A 19,965-nucleotide genomic window follows, 5' to 3' on the forward strand; every position below is an offset into this window, starting at 1 on the left:
GTCCTTTCAATCACTCATTTAAATTGCTGCTACAATACTGCTTGCGGTTCAGATATTAAAACCTCTGTTTCTAATCCTCCTAGTTCTGGATTTAAATCCTCTCCCTTATGAATAGTGAAACTGCCGTACAAAATTGAAATTTCAAAAATATCCGTATGGATTAAAGCTGCTTTTCGGTGCGCCTCTTCACCCAAATGAATGCCAATCAAATCAGCTTCTGGATCTTGTACATCTTCTGGATGGAAAACCTCCCAACTGATATCTCGGCAGTCATGAAATACGATAGTATAAGGCAATCGATCCCGTGTAGGATCGTAAATACATTCAAATACAATTTTATTTCCCCAGAAAGAGACATTGACATTGGTTACTAGGGATGTCAGTTCACCTAAATTAAGCAAGTTGTAGTCATCCGGCATATTAATCCCTCACTTTTTCTCCCGTATTGTGTGTTCCCAGAATTTGGTTGCCAAACTCATCGCGTGTTTTGACCAAGCTGCCGTCTTTATCAAGACGTAAACCTTTGTTTATTTTTCTGCCATCTGAACCGTATCTAGGCACTGGGGTTCGTATAACTTTACCATCAGCACGAATATTGACTCGCGAACGATCGGCAAATTCGTATTCAAGATAACCACCTTTAGTCGGTCTGATTTCTGCACCCAGTCCTCGCAAAAAGTCATCGACTTCTTGGCGAGTCATCCCGGTCAAGTCTCCAAATTCCGATGCAGTTCCATTTCCTCCAACTCCCTGACTCGGCATTGCCAAGTTTCCTCACCAACCATTGCTGATTTAAGTTTAACACAATACATTTTGCAGGACACAACATCGTTGTGTCCCTAGCATTTTCTGTATCGAAACAGAATTAACCCCAGCGCGAATGCTGATAAGCAGCATAAGTATCAAATAAAGCACCCACCAAACCAAAAGCTAAGCCGATCACCAAAAAACCTTGGAAGGGACAGCCGCTGCCGAAAGTAGCTAAGAACTGTAAAATCTGGTCTTCTCCAGAACGACCGACCCCTTGGAGAGCAGGCACGAGACCGATCAACGAACAGCTAGTCAATCCCGCGCCGATTAACAATAAGGGAGCGATAAAGCTCAATAGGCTCGTTAGCAGTAAAGAGCGAAGAAAATTAGGGAAAATGCTCATAATATTCAGTAAATTCAGCTAAACTGCCGAAAGGTGCAAGTAAAATAAACTTGTCCTTTTCTACGATAGGCAGCGATCGCCCTCCGTAGGCAGTTCTGTCAAAAATCTTAAATTTTAGAGAAGAAACTTGTTTAAGATTTGTAGATAGATTTCATTTTTTGCAGTTGTTCTAGAGTCAAAATCCCTTGAGCACAACTACACCATCGAGCCTCAGTTTGTGGAGTCAGCGGTTGCTAGCAGCAATTTTATTGGGCGGCCAAGTCATGCTGCACTTGCTGAAGGGCAAAATTAACCGCCGCAATACCCTCGATCAAATGGCAGCAGTTGGCCCGGAATCGCTGCTGATTGCTTTGCTGACTGCGGGTTTTGTCGGCATGGTATTTACGGTTCAGGTAGCGAGGGAGTTTATTAACCTTGGTGCGGGTAATGTCGTCGGCGGCGTTTTGGCTTTGTCTTTGACTCGCGAACTCGGCCCTGTTTTAACAGCCGTGATCGTAACGGGACGAGTCGGTTCGGCTTTTGCGGCGGAAATCGGTACGATGCAGGTCACAGAGCAGATAGATGCCATGCTGATGCTCAGAACAGACCCGATCGACTATTTAGTAATTCCCCGCGTCTTGGCTTGCTGCTTAATGCTGCCAATTCTGACAATATTGTCCCTCGTTACGGGCATCGCCGGCGGGCTGCTGATTGCGACGACAATGTACGGCGTATCTCAAACCGTGTTTTTAGAATCAGTCCGCAGTTTCCTGACTCTGTGGGATATTTGTAGCGCGGGTATTAAGGCTTTTGTGTTCGGTGGTTTGATTGCTGTCATCGGTACTAGCTGGGGTTTGACGACTACTGGCGGTGCAAAAGGCGTGGGACAATCGACGACTACGGCGGTGGTGACGGCTTTGCTGGCAATTTTTATTGTTAACTTTTTCCTGACTTGGCTGATGTTCCAGGGCACGGGCTCTAGCGTACTCAAAGGCTTGTAAGCTAGGAAACAGTAAAATATGAATAATTGGCAATATTCCTTTATCTACCCCTGATTTAAACCCGTGACGACAACTACCTCTGGGACTGCGCCCACAGATACGATCGAACTCGCCCCTAGTTATGCGATTCCCCTAGTTCTGGTACTGACTGCTGTACCGCTGCTGTTTGTGCAGAAGTGGGTGAGTTTACCCCTGGCGCTGTTCGGCTTGTTTCTGATGTACCAAGCCGCCACGATCCGGCTACAGTTTACTCCAACGGATTTGGACATTTATCGATCGTCCAAGTTGATCCGCCAATTTCCTTTCCGACAATGGCAAAATTGGCGGATATTTTGGCCCGCTGTGCCGATTTTGTTTTACTTCAAAGAAATTAACAGCATTCACTTTCTGCCGGTTCTGTTCGATCGTAAAATGCTACAGACGTGCTTAGAACAACGCTGTCCCCGTCAAGACTAAACAAGTTGTTAATTTTTAATTTTTAACTTTCCGTGCCCCACGCCGAACCAAATTTCTCATGAATTCAGACGAATTTCCCACCCAAAAGCCCGAATCACAACCAGCCGCTGACGGCGAACCAACTTTACCCGTGAATCAGATGGACGACCAATTGCCATTTCAAATACGGAAATTGTCGATCGCCCAAAACGATCTCACATCCCAAATTCTGCCCGAAAGAGACCCCTGGGACGAGGAAAATCCCCACATTACCCCTGTGGTGGACGAAGCGGGCGCGATCGCCCAAATAGAGCCAAAGACAGAGGATAGAGAATCTGAAAGTGCGATCGAGCCAATCGAGCCCGAAACAGAATCCCAGCCAGCAACAACCGCAGAAACGGTAACGCCCGTACCAGAAAATGTCACCGACAATTTGGCCCAACGAGTTCAAGCATTGCAGCAGCAAGAACAAGATTTGACTGCCAGAATTGCCGCCTTGGAAGCCGACAAAGCCAAGGCCCAAGAAGCGTTGGGCGAGGCTCAAGCATCGATCGGGCGTTTGGTACAAGACGGCTTGATTCAACTAGATAGTCGCAAACAAACACTGCAAATCGAAGTCGAAAAACTCGAAAGAAGGCGCGATCGAATTCAAAAGGAAATGCGGACAACTTTTGCCGGAGTTTCCCAAGATTTAGCAATCCGAGTCCAAGGTTTCAAAGACTATCTAGTCGGCAGTTTGCAGGATTTAGCAGCTACCGCCGAACTCTTAGATTTGACGCCACCGGTGCAAGAAACTACCAAACAAATCTCTGTTGATAATTCTCCATCCTCTTCCCCGGTAAATCCCAGATTTGCTGAACAAGGATTTCAAGAACAAGCCAAACAAATTCGCCGCACCCTAGACCAATATCGCACTCTCCCCGACTATTACGGCCCGCCTTGGCAACTCCGCCGCACCTTTGAACCCATCCACGCGGAACGAGTTTCTAACTGGTTTTTCACCCAAGGAGGAAGGGGCGCTTTGCGGACTATGGGTTCGCGGTTGCAAAATATCTTGATTAGTTCGACCATTATTTCTGTACTCAGAAGCGTCTACGGCGGACGGGTGCGGACATTGGTGCTCGCGAACAGTCCCGAACGTTTGGGAGAGTGGCGCCGGGGTTTGCAGGACTGTTTGGGGATTACTCGCACCGATTTTGGCCCGGAAGGTGGCATTATTATGTTTGAGTCTGCGGAGGCTTTGGCTCAAAAAGCCGATCGACTGGTGAGAGATGGAAAATTGCCGTTAATTGTGATTGATGAAACTGAGGATTTAATTAGTTTGTCAATGCTGCAATTTCCGCTGTGGCTAGCCTTTGCTCCCGATCCGCAAAGTTTGATGGCTGCTAAGGATTTTTAAAGAAGGAAGAAGGAAGAAGGAAGAAGGAAGAAGGAAGAAGTCAGTAGTCAGTAGTCAGTAGTCATTAGTCATTAGTCATCAGGAAGAAGGAAGAAGGAAGAAGGAAGAAGGAAGACATCTTCATAAATTAGTTTTAATTTCTTGTAATCCAAGAACTAAATTTAATTTAGGAAGATGTCACCTCCCAGCAGGTTAAAGAATTATCGTTAAATTTGTAGCGAAGACTTGAGTTCTCAAAAGTAATGAATGAGGGAATTTATTATGGGTTTGTGGTTGATTTTAAATGGCGCATTGTTAATCGCAGCTTACTTGCTGGGTTCGATTCCGACTGGGTACACCTTGGGTAAATTGATGCTGGGGATTGATATTCGCGAAGTAGGTTCGGGTTCGACTGGTGCGACTAATGTACTCAGGACTTTGGGGAAGTGGCCGGGGTTGGCGGTGTTGCTGGTTGACGTGTTGAAGGGCGTAAGTGCGATCGCTCTAATCCGCTACATCTACTCTCTAGAGTTTACCAGCCAACTAGCGATCGCCGCCGGTTTAGAAAATACTGCAACTATCATCCCGTGGATGGCAACTTTGGCAGGTTTGTTTGCAGTTTTGGGACACAGCAAATCTATCTGGCTGGGCTTTACTGGCGGTAAATCTGTGGCGACGAGTTTGGGAGTTTTGCTGGGTTTGTACTGGCCAGTTGGTTTGGGAACTTTCGGAATTTTTGGCATAGTTTTTGCGGTATCGCGCATTGTTTCTTTAAGCTCGATTATCGGAGCAATTAGCGTTGCTGGATTGATGTTTGCTTTACATCAGCCGCTGGCTTATGTATTGTTTGGAATTGCGGGCGGCGTGTTTGTGATTGTGCGGCATCGCAGCAATATTCAGCGGCTTTTGAACGGTACTGAGCCGAAAATTGGACAGAAATTGGAAACAGCAGCTAGCGATTGATCGGACGATTAGTATCAATAATCTATAGCGGTTCTCAGAAAGATGAGGTATGCCCTATGCCCTATGCCCTATGCCCTATGCCCTATGCCCAGTCGTACCTCACCTTTTTGAGAACCGCTATAGATTTAATCTGCGGATTGCTGGGTAGAATTTGAGCGCAGAAAGTCACGGTATTCTATAGCCAATTGCATCGCTTCATTGTAAGGCGGATTGTCAGCAAATTTTCCAGCAATTCGTTCCCACTAAGGTTGAGAAAACGAGTTATTTTCTACTTTGTCTTTGAGGCGAGCAACTTCAGCTTCTAAGAGGGCAACCCTTTCTTTCTTCTAACTTTTCTGGCATTGGCGATCGTCCTCCCTTGAACTCAACTCTTATTTTTTTATTGTAGGTCTTTAAATTCTCTGTGGTTATTTACCTAATTCTTGAGAACGCAAACAAGCTGCTTTGACTGCTTCGATCAAAGCCGACCGAAAGCCGTTACTCTCTAATGTAGCAATTCCGGCAATCGTTGTGCCGCCGGGACTTGTAACTCGATCTTTTAATTCTGCTGGGTGCATTCCCGTTTCTTGCAATAGCTTCGCTGTACCGAATACAGTTTGCAGGGCTAATTGAGAGGCGATCGCCCGTGGCAAACCTGCACAAACTCCGCCATCTGTCAAGGCTTCGATCAAAATCGCTACATAACCTGGCCCGGAACCGGAAAGGCCAGTCACCGCATCCAGCATACTTTCAGGCACTTCCACCACTTCTCCCACCGCCTGAAAGATGCGCTTGACTAATTCTAAATCAGCCGGTTGCACGAGTTTCCCTGGGGCGATCGCGCTCATTCCCGCGCCTACCGTTGCCGGAGTATTTGGCATCACACGCAGCACTACTCGCCCCGGAAACGCCGGTTCGAGCTTGCTGAGCGGGACTCCTGCCAAAATCGACACTACCACCGCTTCGGGCTGGGAATTAGCCGTTTCTCCATTATTTCCTTGTTTGCGATCGGCCGCCACGGCCAACTCCAAAGCTACCTTCTCAAAAATTTGCGGTTTAATCGCCAAAAACAGCACTTCTGTAGCGGTAGCAACTTCAAGATTGCTGGCTGTTGTTCCGATTCCGTAGGTTTCCGTCAAAAATTCCCGCCGTTGGGGTTGCGGATCGCTCACCAATATTTCTGAGGGCAAATAAACTTTTTGTGCTATGAGGCGGGATAAGAGAGCCTCTCCCATTACTCCGCCGCCGATCGTACCAAATTTTATGTTAGTCATTCTGAAGGAAGAAGGAAGAGGGAAGAAGGAAGAAGGAAGAGGGAAGAAAGAAGAGGGAAAAAGGAAGAATAAAGAGAGAAAAAGGAAGAATAAAAAAAGAGGGAAAAAGAAAGAAGGAAAAAGGAAAGAGGAAAAAAAATTGTAATAATCGAAAAATATCCAGAATGCGATCATCTGATTTCGGCAAGTTTAAAACTATAAACCAACAGACAATCTCATCTTTTACGATATTTTTCTTGCTTCCTTCCTTGTTCCTTCTTCCCTCTTCCTTCTTCCTTCATTCTTACTGAACCATTTGAGCTTGTTCTGCCGGCCAGACTGTCGGTGCAGGAGCAGCCGCAGCAGGGCGCGGGCGTCCTTGGGCTGGAGGCACTTCGTGAACCACACCAGACTGAGTTCTCACCTGCACGCAGCTAGGCGTAAACAAGAAGATGCTTTCGCCAATGCGCTCTTGATGACCGTCAAGGGCGTAAGTACCGCCCGCCACAAAGTCCACAGCTCTTTGCGCTTGGTCTGGATCCATCACCGTCAGGTTCAAAACCACAGATTTGCGTTCTTTAAGAGCTCGAATTGCTGCCGGCATCTCTTCAAAAGTGCGCGGCTCCATCACTACTACTTCCGAAATCCCGTTCATAGCTCCAGGCATTCCAATCACGTTATTCATTACTGACCCTACTCCCCCGGTTGGTGCAACAACATCCGTACCTGTCGATCCTACTACTGACCGCTCCCGCATTCTGCGATTTTGGCGACGTTCTTCTTCTGCTGCGGCGACAGCAGCAGCGGCGGCGTTCGGTTCAGGCTGTTGGTAGACGTTCTGAAAGCGTTCTCCTTCCGCTTCGTCGTACTCGTAATCGTATTCAGGCTCATTGTTGAAGCCTACAAAATCTCGTAGCTTAGAAAAAATGTTCACCATTTAAGCTCCTTCACGACTGTGCTGCCCCGACTATACTCGCGTTGCGGGTTAGCCGCGGGTCGCTAACTACTCTATTTTTAACCCAAGTTGTGCTGATCAGAAGATTTCAACAATTTATCTCCTCCTAGAGCCAAACAAGCTTGTTCCTAGCCGTATCATAGTAGCACCTGCTTGAATTGCCAAATGATAATCTCCCGACATCCCCATCGAGAGCTGCTGCATTTGAATGCGGGGCAAATTTTGCTGCTGGATTTTGTCAGCAAGTTCGCGGGTGCTGTTAAATAATTCTCGGATTTGCGAGTCATCTAATCCCAACGGAGGTATTGTCATCAAACCTTGAATTTTGATATGCTGACATTCGTTGAGTTCTGGAAGGTCGGCAAGCAGTTCTGGGACGCTCCACCCGTATTTGTCGGAATCTGGCAACATTTTTACTTGCAGGCAGACTTGGGGAGAGCAGGACTGTTCGCCCGCTATGCGATCGAGCCGACGGGCCAGTTTTAAGTTGTCCACAGAATGAATCCACTGGAAAAGCTCTAGGGCTTTGGCCGCTTTGTTGGCTTGCAAGTGGCCGATTAAGTGCCAGTTGATATCCGGCAAATCTTGCAGTTGGCTTTGTTTATCGGCAGTCTCTTGAATCTTGCTCTCGCCAAAATCTCGGATACCCGCCTCGTATGCTTCGCGGATAGCGTCAGTCGATACCTGTTTGGTAACGGCAATTAACCGCACTGATTCGGGCAAGTCTTGGCGAATGCTGTTAATTCGAGAGGCAATGGTCATAGGTTCTGGATCGCTGAGAACTGGAGGGCAAGAAAATTAAAACAGATACCAATTACCAAATTACCAATTACCGATTACCAATTACCGATTACCAATTACCAAGTTACCAATGGCCGATTTTCGCTACTGAAATGTCCGCTTGTGAATAACCTGTAATTGGTCGTACTCCTGATATTGACCGCTGCGACGGAGGGTTCGCAGGCGAATTTCGACCATCAGGCGAGCGTCGGAGCGACTGATGGGATCAAATCTCAGGCCGCCAGGGCCGTTGGTTACTAAGAAAAATAGGCGTTGGGCATATAGGGTGGTAAATAATTCTTGGCTGTCTTCAACCTGGGATATCCTGAAGAGGAGGCCAAAGTTTGGATGATTCAGGTAGGTTTCGGTAGTCATTCACACTCACAATCGATCGATAATTAGATTAAAGATTTAGACTTTAGATTTTAGTTTCACTCGATCGCGGGGTGCAAAGGGCGATCGCCGTAGCCATGCTATAGTCTCCATCGTGACTGAGGCTCAACTGCCACTGGCAATTTCCCCAAACAGAGGCTTGTGCTGCTGCGGTTCCGTGCAGTTGCACGTTGGGAACACCGTTTTCGGAGCGCCGAATTTCCACATCTGCATACCGTATTCCCCGCCATCCCGTGCCTAGGGCCTTGACAACAGCTTCCTTGGCTGCCCACCGCCCGGCTAGTTGGTTGCAGGAAACTCGGTTCATTTTACCTTTAATGCTGCTGTCTTGAGAATTTAGTTGTCGGCAATCTCTTTGTTCGGCGGGCGTGTAAACTTTTTCTAGGAAGCGATCGCCAAACCGGTCTAATGCAGCTTGAATGCGGGGAATATATACGATATCTGTCCCAAGATAGATGTTCAAAGTCTTGAATCTCTAAATATTCGTCTCCATTACTTTAGCAGCACTATCGCGATCTGCATTCTTGTTGGAAACTGGTATTAGTTTTGCTTGGATGGGTGGCCCATACCCGTCAAGCATAAATGGTTTGATTCCCGTACTGTCAACTGTCAACTGTCAACTGTCAACTGTCAACTGTCCCAACCCCAAACCAAGCGGGCGCTCCAGAGGGCGAGTAAGCAGCCGAGGGCGATCCAGTCTCGGATTTTGAAATCCAACTGGTGCCATTCTACACGGTGTCGATCGGGACTGGTGAAGCCGCGAACTGTCATAGCGCTAGCCATTTGTTCGGCTCGCAGGAGCAAGTTTTCTAACAGCCGCTCGGCAATCAGTAACCAAACTTGAGCGGCGCGGCGAAATCCGAGTTTTTTCCAGTTGATCGCTCTGGTGCTGACCGATCGCACTAAATTTTGTATTTCTTCCAATACTAGGGGAATGAAGCGCAAAGATAACGTTAATGTTAGTGCGATTTCGGTGACAGGCCAGTTTAAACGACGCAGCGGCTGCATTAAGTTTTCTATAGCTGCGGTGATTTCTTCGCTGGCTGTGGTAAGGAGGTAGAGGTTGGTGCTGTAAATTACTGTGAAAAATAGGGTGCTGACGTTGATAGCTAAATCTAGGGATTTGCGGGTGATTTTTATCGGGCCTTGTTTGAATAAAACGTAACTGTATTTTGTGGGTTGCGGGAGTTTATTTGGGATTGGGGATTTGGGATTTTGGGTTGGGGAGTTTGAGCCTAAGTTAAAAGGTTTGTACCAGGGTTTGGGCTTCTGAGGGGGTGGAAGCGTTGCGGGCTGTTGGGAAAAGGTTAATTCGTCGGCGGGGATGCGGGGCTGGTGTTCTGAGGGAAGTCCGTCGGGGGCGATCGCGCTGAGGCAAAATACTAAAAGGCAGAATAGCAAAAGCATTCCCATTTGCTGTTTCCACACGCGGAAGGGAATGGCTGCGCTGAGTGTCAGTACGATTAACATCGCTACTAGCATCAACCGCCAAACGGGATTGGCGAGTATTGGTACAATCAGAAATGTCATCAACCAGGCTAATTTGACGCGGGAGTCGAGCCGGTGCAGCCAGGTTACTGGTTGTTCTAGGTATAGTCCAATGGGGAGCGATCGCAATAAATCCATTTTGTCGATTTAAGATTTTTAAGAATATCAATTTATTGAACTGCGAAAAACGTGAAGGAAGAGAAGGAAGAGAAAGAAGGAAGAGAAAAGAAAAAAACGCAATTTGCTTAAATCATTAAACTGCGTTTTTTCTTTAATCTAGAGTCTAGAATTACTTCACACGTAGCGCTCTGTTGGTGGTACTTTCTTCGCTGGCGCGAACTTTTTTGCCTCTCCAAAGCAGCCGCATTGGTGTACCGGTAAAGCCGAGGTGTTTGCGGAATTGGCTTTCCATGTAGCGGCGGTAGTTTTCGGTGAAGCGTTTGGGATCGTTGACAAACAGCGCGATTGTCGGTGGTTGCGATCGCACTTGAGTACCGTAATAGATTTTGCCTTGTTTTCCTTGGCGGGTAACTGGCGCTGAGTGCCAGGTTGTGGCTTCTTCTATGACTTCGTTAATCACGGCGGTAGCGACGCGACGCTTGTGTTCGTCGGAGGCTTTGTCTACTAATTCAATGATTTTTTCAACTCGCTGTCCACTCATGGCGCTGACAAAGATCATTTCTGCCCAGTCGAGGAAATACAGTTTAGTTCTTGCTGTTTTTTCGTACTCGTAGATCGTGTCGTTGTCCTTTTCTATGGCATCCCATTTGTTGATGACGATGATGCAGGCTCGACCTTCTTGGCTGATGCGATCGGCTAATTTTTGATCTTGATCAGTAACGCCGTCAATTGCGTCAATGACTAGCAGTATGACATCGGCGCGGCGGATGGCTTTGAAAGCGCGGTTGATTCCGAAAAATTCGGCACCATATTCGACGTTTTTCTTTTTGCGAATTCCGGCTGTGTCGATCAGGCGGTAGGTTTGACCGTTGCGTTCTACTATGGTGTCAATTGCGTCGCGGGTTGTGCCAGAAATCGGGCTGACTATGGCGCGGTTTTCTCCGAGAAATGAGTTAAGCAAGCTCGATTTGCCGACGTTGGGACGACCGATTATTGCTACTTTTATTTCATCTACTTCTGGCTCTACTTCTGTGGGAAGGTAAGTCATTAATTGGTCTAGCAATTCGCCGGTGCCGTTACCGTGAATCCCGGAAATGGGGTATGGTTCTCCTAGTCCCAATGTCCAAAAGTCTGCTGCTTGGGTGAGTCCTGTATTTTCCGATTCGCATTTGTTGACGGCGAGAATGATCGGGACTTTTTGCACCCGCAGCCAAGAGGCGATGGATTCGTCGCCGCCTGTGAGTCCGGTTTTTCCGTCTACTACGAAAATGGCTGCGCTGGCTTCTGATAGGGCTGCCAGTGCTTGTTCGCGGATTAATGGCAGAAATTCGGTCTCGTCGTCGAATACTAGCCCGCCGGTGTCTACGACTTGATATTCGCGATCGCCCCAGTATGCTGGTCTGTACGTGCGATCGCGCGTGATTCCCGGTTCGTCGTGGACGATCGCGTCTTGGCTGTTGGCTAAACGGTTGACGATCGTCGATTTGCCTACATTGGGTCGTCCAATAATAGCAACTATAGGTAGAGGCATAAAAGTAGCAGCAATCAGGCTGCGCCGTAATTTTGAGCTTTAATCTTTGATTATAAGGGAATGTGACTGAAATGGAAAGACTTATTTCTGTATTGGGGTTAGCTGTTTTTGTCGGTTTGTCCTACGCCTTTTCAGTCGATCGGCGCGCGGTTAAGTGGCCTCCCGTACTGTGGGGAATTGCTTTGCAGCTAATTTTTGCAATTTTGATTCTCAAAACTGCTCCGGGTTTGGCGGTATTTAAATTTTTGGGAGATTTAGTCACCCAGTTTCTCAATTTTTCAGATGCCGGGGCAAAGTTCGTATTTGGAGACAATTTTGCCGACCACTTTATCGCTTTTAAAGTGCTGCCGACTATTATCTTTTTCTCTTCGTTTATCACCCTACTTTATCACTATGGCATTTTGCAGCGGGTGGTGCAAGCAGTCGCTTGGGGCATGATTAAAACCATGAAAACTTCCGGTGCAGAAACGCTTTCTTGTGCTGCCAATATTTTTGTCGGACAAACAGAAGCGCCACTGTTAATTAAGCCTTATGTGGCGACAATGACGCTCTCGGAACTTCACGCTGTGATGACGGGGGGTTTTGCGACAATTGCCGGCGGAGTAATGGCGGCTTACATTTCTTTTGGAGTGTCAGCTCAACATTTAATTGCTGCGTCGGTGATGTCGGCACCGGCTGCTTTGGCTATTTCTAAATTGCTGTACCCAGAAACTGAAAAGTCCCTGACTGCTGGCGAGGTGGAGATCAAGGTAGATCAGGTTTATGCTAATGCGGTGGATGCGGCAGCTTCTGGTGCTACCGACGGCTTGAAGTTAGCTGCTAATGTGGGGGCGATGCTGATTGCTTTTTTGGGTTTATTGGCATTTTTTAATGCACTTTTGGGTTGGTTTGGAGGGCTGATTAGTTTGCCTCAGTTGTCGCTGGAATGGATTTTTTCTTATTTGATGGCTCCGGTGGCTTGGCTGATGGGTATCCCTTGGGCGGATTGTGGAAAAATAGGAGTTATTCTCGGAAAAAAGACGATTTTAAATGAATTTATTGCTTATTTAGATTTGATGAAATTGGTGAAACAACAGGCGATTTCAGAACGAGCAGCAATTATTGCGACTTATGCTTTGTGTGGCTTTTCTAATATTGGTTCCATCGGAATTCAAATTGGGGGGATTGGTGCGATCGCGCCATCCCGCAAAGGCGATTTGGCTCGGTTGGGTGTGAGGGCGATGATTGCTGGTTCTGTGGCTTGTTTCATGACTGCTTGTATTGCGGGAATGCTGCTTTAAAAGTTCTCAGTTTTGTAAGGTGCGCGGTACGCACCCTACTTTCTACTCTCAAGGTTATTAAATAAAAGTTAAAATTTGATAATTAAAATCTGGTAGATGTTTAATATATAACGAAAAACATCTAATTTTAGCGATCGGCTATTATGGAAAATAGGCAGGAATTTAGTCTGTAACAACGGTATATAGAAACTGGAAACTAAATTCTCCTCAAAGCCAAATAAATAGGTGGTGTAATATGGCTGTTCTGCAACTAGAAGACGGTAGGACATATACGGATATCGGGGCGATCGCTCGCCAACTGGATGTTTTAAATATTCAGATCGATCGCCTGTCAACGAACAAAAATCCTGCGGTTCGAGAAATCCTACTCCAAGACATTCTCAGCGTAACAGAAAAACAGCAGGTACTCGCAGCATTTAAAACCGAGTTTGAATACTTCAAGCGCGCCAGCGGATGTCAGTGGTGCGACTTAAAGGTGTTGCATCCCGGTTCGCCGCAGATTTACTCGCTGATGACTAAAAGCGATCGCACTCACACCCACGCAGATGCAGAAGTTCTACATATTTTAGCTGGGGAATGTGTTTTTGGTTTCGTGTGTCCTAACGGCTCTCAGGTACAATTAATGTTGGAAGCTGAAGAATATATTAAAGTACCGGCTAATACCGAACATTGGTTTTATCTCACTCCGTTGCTGTACTTAAAAGCCGTGCAGTATTACACCACTGCTCAAGGTTGGGTTCCTCAGTATACTAATAGGAAACTCAAGATAAAAAACTAAATCAGTCGGCGATTGAAATCGCGTCTACACAAACGATGTCCGCCGACGCGGACTAAGAAATTAAGATAAAATTCGGCGATTGAAATCGCGTCTACACAAACGATGTCCGCCTCCACGGACTAAGAAATTAAGATAAAACTCGGCGATTGAAATCGCGTCTACACAAACGATGTCCGCCTCCGCGGACTAAGAAATAAAGGCGAAATTGATTAAATTTTGTCTAATTCGGCGGGTGCGGCAATTTCAATTTCTTCGCAGCGCTGCAACAGCGATTCTATTTCCTGGGCGAGAGAAATTACTTCAGGCCAAGAAGAACCGTTGATTAAATCTTGGGCGTGTGCTAATTTGTTTCTTAATGCTTCTGCTGACTTTAAAAAACGCTCCCCGTAACGTTTGGATTTGAGCCCCAGTCGATCGACTATTTCGGCATTCGTCAGGATTAAATCTCGCTTGTCGCAGAATTGCAGGTAATCGATCAAGTCAATTGCCTCATTTCGCGATCGCCCTAATTGCCACAGGTGTTTTGCTGCTACAATGCGATCGCCCTTCAGCAACTTTTGCCACGAATCTTGGGGAAAATAGATCCGCACAATCCGCAATAAATTCATTTCCAGCAGCGTCACCAACCCAAACAGTAGCATCCGTACCGGTGCTTTTTGCAAATCGCCGCAGGTGACAATCCCGTTGATGCGGTTGCTTTCTAATACAAATAATCTCGGTTTTTCTCGCAGCAGCGGCAGCAATTCCATCAACGGAGTCGCGGCGGCGATTAGCTGTGATGGGTGGAAGATTTGCTGGTAATCGCTGCATTTACCTGTCTTTAAGTGCGATCGTTCTACATAGCCACAAACCGTCCCGTTTTCTTCGATCCCCAGCACGTCAAAATCGCGCGCCTCCATCCACGATCGCAATTTAGCTGCATCTTCAACCGCCGGGACAGATTTTAGCGGTTCCGCGAGATATTTAACTGTAATACTGTCTTTGAATAAATCCCGCAAATCGGCGGAACTTGATTTTAAATGTTTCATCTCATGCCCAGTAATTTCCTGAGTCGTGCCGCGACAAGAGGACTATTAATATTTTAACTGCAAATAGAGACAGGGGATTGCCGTGTCTCTACAGATTTCAAGATCTTACTTGCTGGCTAATTCGGGGCAGTAATGATTTCCTGCAAGGGTTGTGATAATATCGGCATCCGCGAGAAAACTTTCTTTGACTGTGGGATTTTCGATACTGAGAGCTTGCGCGATCGCCCTTAATTTAACTTCCGGCAGAGAAACTCCTGCTTTAGCTTCTGCACATATCCTTTTCGCTGCGGCAATTTTTTGACCAGGGTTAGTTTGAATTCCTTGCAGTAAAGTGTTCGTTGCGTCTGGAGAGTAGCTTTTTGCTAAGCGTTTGTAGTCTTCGATAAATTTCCCATCGTCTCCTGTCAGCTTAATTCCCGATTCTTGGGGCGCGCACAACTCATTTAAGGTAATCACTTCTCCCGCTGAGTTTACCAGAAAACAGCCTGCGCGTTCTTGGGCGATCGCACTTTTGGCGATCGGGACAAATTGTATAATAACCGCGGACATCAGAGCAGTTAAACGCCAGTAATTTAGCATGGCACTATCCTTTATTTGTAATTGTTAATTGATGCTTAACGGGCTCTTCGGCCCGTGCCACAATAGACATCTCCAAAAACTCTTGTGGGGCTGGCAAGATGCCTGCCATTCACGGGGCTGGCAAGATGCCTGCCATTCACGGGGCTGGCAAGATGCCCGTGCCACAATAGACATCTCCAAAAACTCTTGTGGGGCTGGCAAGATGCCTGCCATTTTCAAACTAGCATTTCATTGTCTGTGGAAGTTTTAATTAATAGCAAACATCCCCCTTGTGTGAGCGAATAATGTGTAGAACCGGGAACCGATCGAATATAATCGCCTTGATAGCAAACTTCCCCTTCTACAATTAAATCTCCTTCTAATACAAGCACTTCTTCCGAGCCAGCGTGTCGGTGCAGGGGAAAAGTTACTCCCGGTTCTAGTCGCATCAAGCAGGTAATCTCGCGCTTTTTTTTGTCAATGTAAAGCTTGCCGATCGAGATTCCCGGAACTGAGTAAGGTCTCCATTTGACATCGCGCGATCGCACGATTACAGATGGAGTATTGTTCTCTGTTGGGGAGGTAACAATTGGCTTTGAATTGACTGATTCTGCCGTTAGTGGCAGTTCCGCTATGCGCTGAAATAGGCGGTTTTTCAGGTCGGGGGCGACGGGAACGGCAGGGGCTGTGTAGCCGATCGCAGCAATTGCTGTTTCAAAGGCAGCTAATTCACTTTGTAGTTCTGGAGATGCTTGCAATTTCTCTGCAAGTGCGAGGCGTTCTGACTCATCGAGGATATCGAGAGCTTGAAGGGCTGCAAGGGTATTAAACTCCTCGTCTGGCATCATTTCCATCTGTTCTCCGGCATGATCGATTTTAGATTGTAAATTTTAGATTTCTTTTTGCCATTGCACTAAAGAAAGATGGAAGATTGGAGATGCCATAATTTTAGATTGATCTTAAACAATTTAAATTTTGTTTTTTAACAACCTAAATTTCTTCGCTCAAATTTTGGCGCAATTTAGAAATTCCCAAGCGAATTCTAGTTTTAACTGTACCTGTTGGGATACCGAGTTTAGTCGCGATTGCCGCGCAAGTCAATCCTTGGTAATAGGCTAGTTCGATCGCAATTCGCTGTTCTGCTGGCAGTTTTTCTAGCGCCGCTGTAACTTGTGCGCTGCGTTCTTCGATCATGGCATCTTCCATCGGTTCTGCAAGGCTCGAAGACGGAATTTTCGCATCTTCCAGACAAGCTTGGGCCGCGCGGACTGTTCGCTGCAACACTCGGAGGCGATCGAGGGAACGACTGCGGGTAAGCATGAACAACCACGTATCCGCTCGACTGCGACTAGGATCGTAAGTTGCTGCTTTTTGCCAAATTTGGGAAAAAACATCGAGTACCACTTCTTCAGCTTCTTCTACCGAACCCAGGATTTTGTAAGCGAGCCCGTAACTTGGACGACCGTAGCGATCGTAAAGTTTAGCTAATGCCGTTTGGTCTTTGTGGGCAATCTGCACTAAAAGTAGCGATGAATCGCTTGACTTTTCGCCTGTCATTTCAGTGTACCTAAAAAATTTTGTTTTGAGTGTGCAGATCCAAAATCAAATATTCGGCGTATATCACTATAGAACATAATTCTAAGTTAATTGGGGATGCAAGCATAAGTATGCCTTGGCGGGCTAATTTCGTCATGCTTTGAATTGTAATTTTCCCGATTGATATTGCATTTTATCACTTCTGCATAATTTTTAATACCCAATCTTGCAGTAGAGATCCAAAATCCCCAAACCTTCGTATACCAATTAGGACTTACACAAAAATTAGTTTTACACGCTATTTAAAGCGCTGTATAGGATGCGCACGGCGCACCCTATACAGCGGTAAGGTGCGGACGGCGCACCCTACATCTAGAAGTCTTGTAAAAATCTCATTAGAAATAGAGGTGCTAACTGTGAATCTCACAAAAAGAATTCGGCGAACCATATTAGCAATTGAAGTAGCTTTAATTGTGGTATTAACTCCCGGAATAATTGCTGCTTCCGACCACGACGACGGCGAAGTCGATATCAAAGGTCGTACTGTCAATTTAACCGACCTGTACGTATATCGAGAAAAAGACCAAAATTCCAGTGCTGCGGACGGGGATTTAGTATTGACAATGAATTCAAATCCCCGTTCTGTAGCCCGTTATCAATATTATTTCAGCACTACAGCCCTTTACCAATTTCACATCACCCAGGTAGGCGATGTAAATTCTACCCCGACTGGACGCGCCGATATTATCTTGCGGTTTGCCTTCAGTCCGCCTAACAATCAAGGTATGCAAGCAGTGGCGATAACTGTGATTCGCGGCGGCTCTGAGACAACTACTAAGACTACAGTTAACGGCGGTTTAATTGCCACAACTCCGCTGAATTCTAATGATGTTTTGAATACAGTACCTGTGGACGGTTCTAACTTAACTGTATTTGCAGGCTTGCGGGAAGACCCATTTTTCTTTGATGTAGAACAATTTTTTAGAGTTCGCGCTGGAGCTTTGGGAACAGGGGCGAAAGTAGGTTTCAAGGAACCGAGTAAAGCGATCGACTTTGCTAAAGGTTATAACGTCAATACAATTGCGGTGCGCGTTCCGAAAGCACTTTTGCAAGCAGGAACTGGGGCGAATACTTTTGATGTTTGGTCAACTGTTGCTGTCAGGGATGGAGTTGGTGGATTCAAACAATTCGAGCGTTTGGCGAGACCTGCAATTAATGAGGGTTTGGTAGTTACTCCCGCGTTTATGGAGGCATTTAATAATATTTCTCCTAGATTGGATTTGAGTGCTGCTGCTGCTCCGGTGCGCCAGGAAGCTGTTGCTACTTTGAAGGCTGTGGATCTTTTGGACGGTCAGCAAAATGTCGATCCAAATGCGATCGCCCAAGCTTTCTTACCCGATGTCATGCGGATCGATACTACAAGGCCCAGCGGGTACGGTAGCGCGGCAAATGCTCAAGGAAGTTTGATCGGAGGTCGTTTGCTTTTGGACGACGTTATTGATATCACTCTGGGAGCTTTGGTGGGTTCTCCGGTTGGCGATAATGTTTCATATAACGGAACTCCGGGGAATCCGGGTCAGGGACACAAACCTTTAGAACCGAATTTTCCTTATTTGGCTTTGCCGAATTAGTCAGTTGTCAGTTGACAGTTGACAGTTGACAGTTGACAGTTGTCAGTTGACAGTTGACAGTTGACAGTTGACAGTTGACAGTTGACAGTTATTTGTAGGGTGTGTCGCCATCGATAATTCTGAAAAAAAGAGCAACAAGTTCAGAGCGACGCACCTTCCACAATCATTGAGGAAACCAACCTAATAATTGTTTCGTAGCAAAACTTTTTTCAGTTGACAGTTGACAGTTGACAGTTGACAGTTGACAGTTCGCAAAGTGCCCCGTCGAATTAAACCGTATTTTTTTGTGCTAGAGCAAAAAATGACGAACCATACAATATTATGACTGCGAATAAATCACAAAAACCTAAATCAGATATTTTCTGGTGGTTGCTCCTAATCGGACTACCGATAGTGGGAATTGTCGCAGTTAATTTGCTGCCGAATTTGCGCGAAATTTCAGATAAATTTGCTAACAAAAGTCCGGTAAATCTCGATGCTAATTACCGCTATAATTTCTCGGCTACTTTGAGAAATAATCCGAATCAAAAGGAAGCAATTCAGCAAGAAATAGCTTTTTATCAGCAGCGATTGGCTGTGGATTCCCAGAGTGGTTTGAATCGGGCGGCACTGGCGGGTTCTTATTTGAAAATGGCTCGCGTAACTGGGGAGGGTGGTTGGTTTTTATTAGCGGAACAAGCGGCCCAAAGATCGATCGCCCTTTTGCCTTTTGACAACAAAGGTGCGCTGTTAGTTTTAGCTCGAATTGCCGAGGCTAGACACGATTTTGCTACGGCTTTGCGCTTTGCTAAACAGGTGGGTTTTGAGAATGAAGATGCGATCGCCCTTTCCGTCACATCTCACTTAGCCACCGGAAAAGTGAGTGAGGCAAGTATAGCAGCCGAAGCCTTAGTTAATCGGATTCCCAACTTAGGTTCTCTCACATTAAGAGCATTAGTGAGAGAGTCGCAGGGGCGAGATGCGGAGGTTTTGCAGGATTACCGGCAAGCAATGGCGGCGGAGGAACCGGGAGAAATTGCCGGATCGGCGCGCGCCCGATCGCTCTTAGGTCGATTTTACGCCCGTCGTGGGCAGTTTGTGCAGGCGAAAGCGCTATTTTTGGAAGCTTTGCGGTTAGTTCCACGATACCCGCTGGCGCTGATTTATTTGGGGGATTTGGAGACGCGCCAGGGAAATTATCGGGAAGCAGAGGCTAATTACAGCAAGGTTTCTGCCTATTCTGGTGGGGCTGCGACGGTGTTCGATCGCCTGGTGGATCGTGGTATGGCGAGGGTGAAGGAGTTGCAGGGAGATGCGATCGCCTCCGGGAGATTGCGCGACAAAGCAGAAGCTGGGCTGCGACAGGAACAGGTTTCTGGTGGTTTCGGACACCGCAGGGATTTGGCGAGTTTGCTGCTGGAAAAAGGTCGATCGCAGGATGTCGCCGAAGCGCTGCTGTTAATGCAGGATGAGGTGAAAATTCGCAGGGATGCGGTAACGCTGGATATCTACGCCTGGGCGCTTTCTAGCGCTGGGGAATTCCAAAAAGCCGATCGGGTGATGGCCGAAATAGTGCGATCGGGTGTTCGGGATGCGGGGATGTTTTACCGGGCTGGTGCGATCGGGCGGAGTTTAGGTAAAGATGCCGAATCACGCGCTTATTTTCAAAAGGCTAAGGAAATCGATCCGAGTTTTGATAGTCGATCGGGCAAAACATTAGGTTTGGGAAGTTATGAATTTTAAGATTAGCTATAGACAGATTAAGCA

General features: G+C 46.6%; 23 protein-coding genes. 9 read left to right on the forward strand and 14 right to left on the reverse strand.

Translation table 11 applies throughout. The features are described 5' to 3' along the window. Positions 1-29: 29 nt before the first annotated feature. From K4039_RS27705 to K4039_RS27715, 3 genes are all read right to left on the reverse strand, one after another. Positions 30-419: a hypothetical protein gene (locus tag K4039_RS27705; protein ID WP_265239712.1), complete on the reverse strand. Its 390-nt coding sequence runs from the start codon at positions 417-419 to the stop codon at positions 30-32. A 1-nt stretch (position 420) separates the two neighbouring features. After that, positions 421-762, reverse strand: coding sequence for a hypothetical protein (locus K4039_RS27710; RefSeq protein ID WP_265239713.1), 342 nt, complete (start codon positions 760-762; stop codon positions 421-423). Positions 763-865: 103 nt separating this feature from the next. Next, a complete protein-coding gene (locus K4039_RS27715) occupies positions 866-1,153 on the reverse strand; it encodes a hypothetical protein (protein WP_265239714.1) in 288 nt (95 codons plus the stop codon). 185 nt (positions 1,154-1,338) lie between these two features. Between K4039_RS27715 and K4039_RS27720 the strand changes: the two genes are divergently transcribed. The 4 genes from K4039_RS27720 to plsY all read left to right on the forward strand — a co-directional run bounded on the left by K4039_RS27720 (position 1,339) and on the right by plsY (position 4,909). Continuing rightward, on the forward strand, positions 1,339-2,133 hold the full coding sequence (locus K4039_RS27720; RefSeq protein ID WP_265239715.1) for an MlaE family lipid ABC transporter permease subunit: 795 nt from the start codon (positions 1,339-1,341) through the stop codon (positions 2,131-2,133). Positions 2,134-2,196: 63 nt separating this feature from the next. Further along, on the forward strand, positions 2,197-2,589 hold the full coding sequence (locus tag K4039_RS27725) for a DUF3119 family protein (protein WP_265239716.1): 393 nt from the start codon (positions 2,197-2,199) through the stop codon (positions 2,587-2,589). A gap of 58 nt (positions 2,590-2,647) precedes the next feature. Next, the gene (locus tag K4039_RS27730; RefSeq protein WP_265239717.1) at positions 2,648-3,967 is read left to right on the forward strand and encodes a DUF3086 domain-containing protein; all 1,320 of its coding nucleotides are present in this window, start codon (positions 2,648-2,650) and stop codon (positions 3,965-3,967) included. A gap of 261 nt (positions 3,968-4,228) precedes the next feature. Further along, complete coding sequence (gene plsY, locus K4039_RS27735; RefSeq protein ID WP_265239757.1) at positions 4,229-4,909, forward strand: glycerol-3-phosphate 1-O-acyltransferase PlsY; 681 nt, start codon at positions 4,229-4,231, stop codon at positions 4,907-4,909. 407 nt (positions 4,910-5,316) lie between these two features. Here plsY and proC read toward each other — a convergent pair whose 3' ends face one another. Further along, complete coding sequence (gene proC, locus K4039_RS27740) at positions 5,317-6,162, reverse strand: pyrroline-5-carboxylate reductase (RefSeq protein ID WP_265239718.1); 846 nt, start codon at positions 6,160-6,162, stop codon at positions 5,317-5,319. Between proC and K4039_RS27745 the strand changes: the two genes are divergently transcribed. Then, positions 6,152-6,307, forward strand: coding sequence for a hypothetical protein (locus K4039_RS27745; protein WP_265239719.1), 156 nt, complete (start codon positions 6,152-6,154; stop codon positions 6,305-6,307). The genes proC and K4039_RS27745 overlap by 11 nt on opposite strands. Before the next feature lie 138 nt (positions 6,308-6,445). Here the strand turns inward: K4039_RS27745 and K4039_RS27750 are convergent, their stop codons facing one another. The 6 genes from K4039_RS27750 to der form a co-directional block, all read right to left on the reverse strand. Then, positions 6,446-7,078 carry a cell division protein SepF gene (locus K4039_RS27750; RefSeq protein ID WP_265239720.1) on the reverse strand — a complete coding sequence of 211 codons (633 nt, stop codon included), beginning with the start codon at positions 7,076-7,078 and terminating at the stop codon, positions 6,446-6,448. Positions 7,079-7,192: 114 nt separating this feature from the next. Further along, entirely contained in the window at positions 7,193-7,858 is a 666-nt protein-coding gene (locus K4039_RS27755) for a YggS family pyridoxal phosphate-dependent enzyme (RefSeq protein WP_265239721.1), read from the reverse strand. A 123-nt stretch (positions 7,859-7,981) separates the two neighbouring features. Beyond that, entirely contained in the window at positions 7,982-8,251 is a 270-nt protein-coding gene (pipX, locus tag K4039_RS27760; RefSeq protein WP_265239722.1) for a transcriptional coactivator PipX, read from the reverse strand. 43 nt (positions 8,252-8,294) lie between these two features. After that, positions 8,295-8,732 (reverse strand): holo-ACP synthase, encoded by a 438-nt coding sequence (acpS, locus tag K4039_RS27765; RefSeq protein ID WP_265239723.1) that lies wholly within the window; start codon positions 8,730-8,732, stop codon positions 8,295-8,297. Between the two features lie 167 nt (positions 8,733-8,899). Continuing rightward, positions 8,900-9,895, reverse strand: coding sequence for an energy-coupling factor transporter transmembrane protein EcfT (locus tag K4039_RS27770; protein ID WP_265239724.1), 996 nt, complete (start codon positions 9,893-9,895; stop codon positions 8,900-8,902). A 151-nt stretch (positions 9,896-10,046) separates the two neighbouring features. Next, entirely contained in the window at positions 10,047-11,408 is a 1,362-nt protein-coding gene (der, locus tag K4039_RS27775) for a ribosome biogenesis GTPase Der (protein ID WP_265239725.1), read from the reverse strand. Between the two features lie 71 nt (positions 11,409-11,479). Here der and K4039_RS27780 point away from each other — a divergent pair, with 71 nt between their 5' ends. Together K4039_RS27780 and K4039_RS27785 are read left to right on the forward strand one after the other, a co-directional pair. Beyond that, on the forward strand, positions 11,480-12,688 hold the full coding sequence (locus K4039_RS27780) for a NupC/NupG family nucleoside CNT transporter (RefSeq protein ID WP_265239726.1): 1,209 nt from the start codon (positions 11,480-11,482) through the stop codon (positions 12,686-12,688). Between the two features lie 235 nt (positions 12,689-12,923). Next, on the forward strand, positions 12,924-13,466 hold the full coding sequence (locus K4039_RS27785) for an acireductone dioxygenase (protein ID WP_265239727.1): 543 nt from the start codon (positions 12,924-12,926) through the stop codon (positions 13,464-13,466). A 209-nt stretch (positions 13,467-13,675) separates the two neighbouring features. On the opposite strand, the gene K4039_RS27790 is transcribed toward K4039_RS27785, so the two are convergent. The 4 genes from K4039_RS27790 to K4039_RS27805 form a co-directional block, all read right to left on the reverse strand. Further along, positions 13,676-14,494, reverse strand: coding sequence for a hypothetical protein (locus tag K4039_RS27790; protein ID WP_265239728.1), 819 nt, complete (start codon positions 14,492-14,494; stop codon positions 13,676-13,678). A 105-nt stretch (positions 14,495-14,599) separates the two neighbouring features. Beyond that, complete coding sequence (locus K4039_RS27795; protein ID WP_265239729.1) at positions 14,600-15,073, reverse strand: DUF732 domain-containing protein; 474 nt, start codon at positions 15,071-15,073, stop codon at positions 14,600-14,602. Between the two features lie 215 nt (positions 15,074-15,288). Further along, entirely contained in the window at positions 15,289-15,900 is a 612-nt protein-coding gene (locus K4039_RS27800; protein WP_265239730.1) for a cupin domain-containing protein, read from the reverse strand. Between the two features lie 142 nt (positions 15,901-16,042). Beyond that, entirely contained in the window at positions 16,043-16,609 is a 567-nt protein-coding gene (locus K4039_RS27805) for a sigma-70 family RNA polymerase sigma factor (RefSeq protein ID WP_265239731.1), read from the reverse strand. Positions 16,610-17,004: 395 nt separating this feature from the next. Between K4039_RS27805 and K4039_RS27810 the strand changes: the two genes are divergently transcribed. Both K4039_RS27810 and K4039_RS27815 read left to right on the forward strand, forming a co-directional pair. Continuing rightward, entirely contained in the window at positions 17,005-18,219 is a 1,215-nt protein-coding gene (locus K4039_RS27810; RefSeq protein ID WP_265239732.1) for a DUF4331 domain-containing protein, read from the forward strand. Between the two features lie 321 nt (positions 18,220-18,540). Further along, positions 18,541-19,941, forward strand: coding sequence for a hypothetical protein (locus K4039_RS27815; RefSeq protein ID WP_265239733.1), 1,401 nt, complete (start codon positions 18,541-18,543; stop codon positions 19,939-19,941). Positions 19,942-19,965: the final 24 nt, after the last annotated feature.

The sequence above is a fragment of the Lyngbya sp. CCAP 1446/10 genome, from assembly GCF_026130175.1.
In the GTDB taxonomy this organism is placed as follows: Bacteria; Cyanobacteriota; Cyanobacteriia; order Cyanobacteriales; family Microcoleaceae; genus Microcoleus.

Coding starts and splice junctions, on each gene's coding strand:
- K4039_RS27705 (WP_265239712.1), bottom strand. CDS start 419: ATGCCGGATGACTACAACTTGCTTAATTTAGGTGAACTGACATCCCTA.
- K4039_RS27710 (WP_265239713.1), bottom strand. CDS start 762: ATGCCGAGTCAGGGAGTTGGAGGAAATGGAACTGCATCGGAATTTGGA.
- K4039_RS27715 (WP_265239714.1), bottom strand. CDS start 1,153: ATGAGCATTTTCCCTAATTTTCTTCGCTCTTTACTGCTAACGAGCCTA.
- K4039_RS27730 (WP_265239717.1), top strand. CDS start 2,648: ATGAATTCAGACGAATTTCCCACCCAAAAGCCCGAATCACAACCAGCC.
- plsY (WP_265239757.1), top strand. CDS start 4,229: ATGGGTTTGTGGTTGATTTTAAATGGCGCATTGTTAATCGCAGCTTAC.
- K4039_RS27745 (WP_265239719.1), top strand. CDS start 6,152: ATGTTAGTCATTCTGAAGGAAGAAGGAAGAGGGAAGAAGGAAGAAGGA.
- proC (WP_265239718.1), bottom strand. CDS start 6,162: ATGACTAACATAAAATTTGGTACGATCGGCGGCGGAGTAATGGGAGAG.
- K4039_RS27750 (WP_265239720.1), bottom strand. CDS start 7,078: ATGGTGAACATTTTTTCTAAGCTACGAGATTTTGTAGGCTTCAACAAT.
- K4039_RS27755 (WP_265239721.1), bottom strand. CDS start 7,858: ATGACCATTGCCTCTCGAATTAACAGCATTCGCCAAGACTTGCCCGAA.
- pipX (WP_265239722.1), bottom strand. CDS start 8,251: ATGACTACCGAAACCTACCTGAATCATCCAAACTTTGGCCTCCTCTTC.
- K4039_RS27770 (WP_265239724.1), bottom strand. CDS start 9,895: ATGGATTTATTGCGATCGCTCCCCATTGGACTATACCTAGAACAACCA.
- der (WP_265239725.1), bottom strand. CDS start 11,408: ATGCCTCTACCTATAGTTGCTATTATTGGACGACCCAATGTAGGCAAA.
- K4039_RS27780 (WP_265239726.1), top strand. CDS start 11,480: ATGGAAAGACTTATTTCTGTATTGGGGTTAGCTGTTTTTGTCGGTTTG.
- K4039_RS27785 (WP_265239727.1), top strand. CDS start 12,924: ATGGCTGTTCTGCAACTAGAAGACGGTAGGACATATACGGATATCGGG.
- K4039_RS27790 (WP_265239728.1), bottom strand. CDS start 14,494: ATGAAACATTTAAAATCAAGTTCCGCCGATTTGCGGGATTTATTCAAA.
- K4039_RS27795 (WP_265239729.1), bottom strand. CDS start 15,073: ATGCTAAATTACTGGCGTTTAACTGCTCTGATGTCCGCGGTTATTATA.
- K4039_RS27800 (WP_265239730.1), bottom strand. CDS start 15,900: ATGATGCCAGACGAGGAGTTTAATACCCTTGCAGCCCTTCAAGCTCTC.
- K4039_RS27805 (WP_265239731.1), bottom strand. CDS start 16,609: ATGACAGGCGAAAAGTCAAGCGATTCATCGCTACTTTTAGTGCAGATT.
- K4039_RS27815 (WP_265239733.1), top strand. CDS start 18,541: ATGACTGCGAATAAATCACAAAAACCTAAATCAGATATTTTCTGGTGG.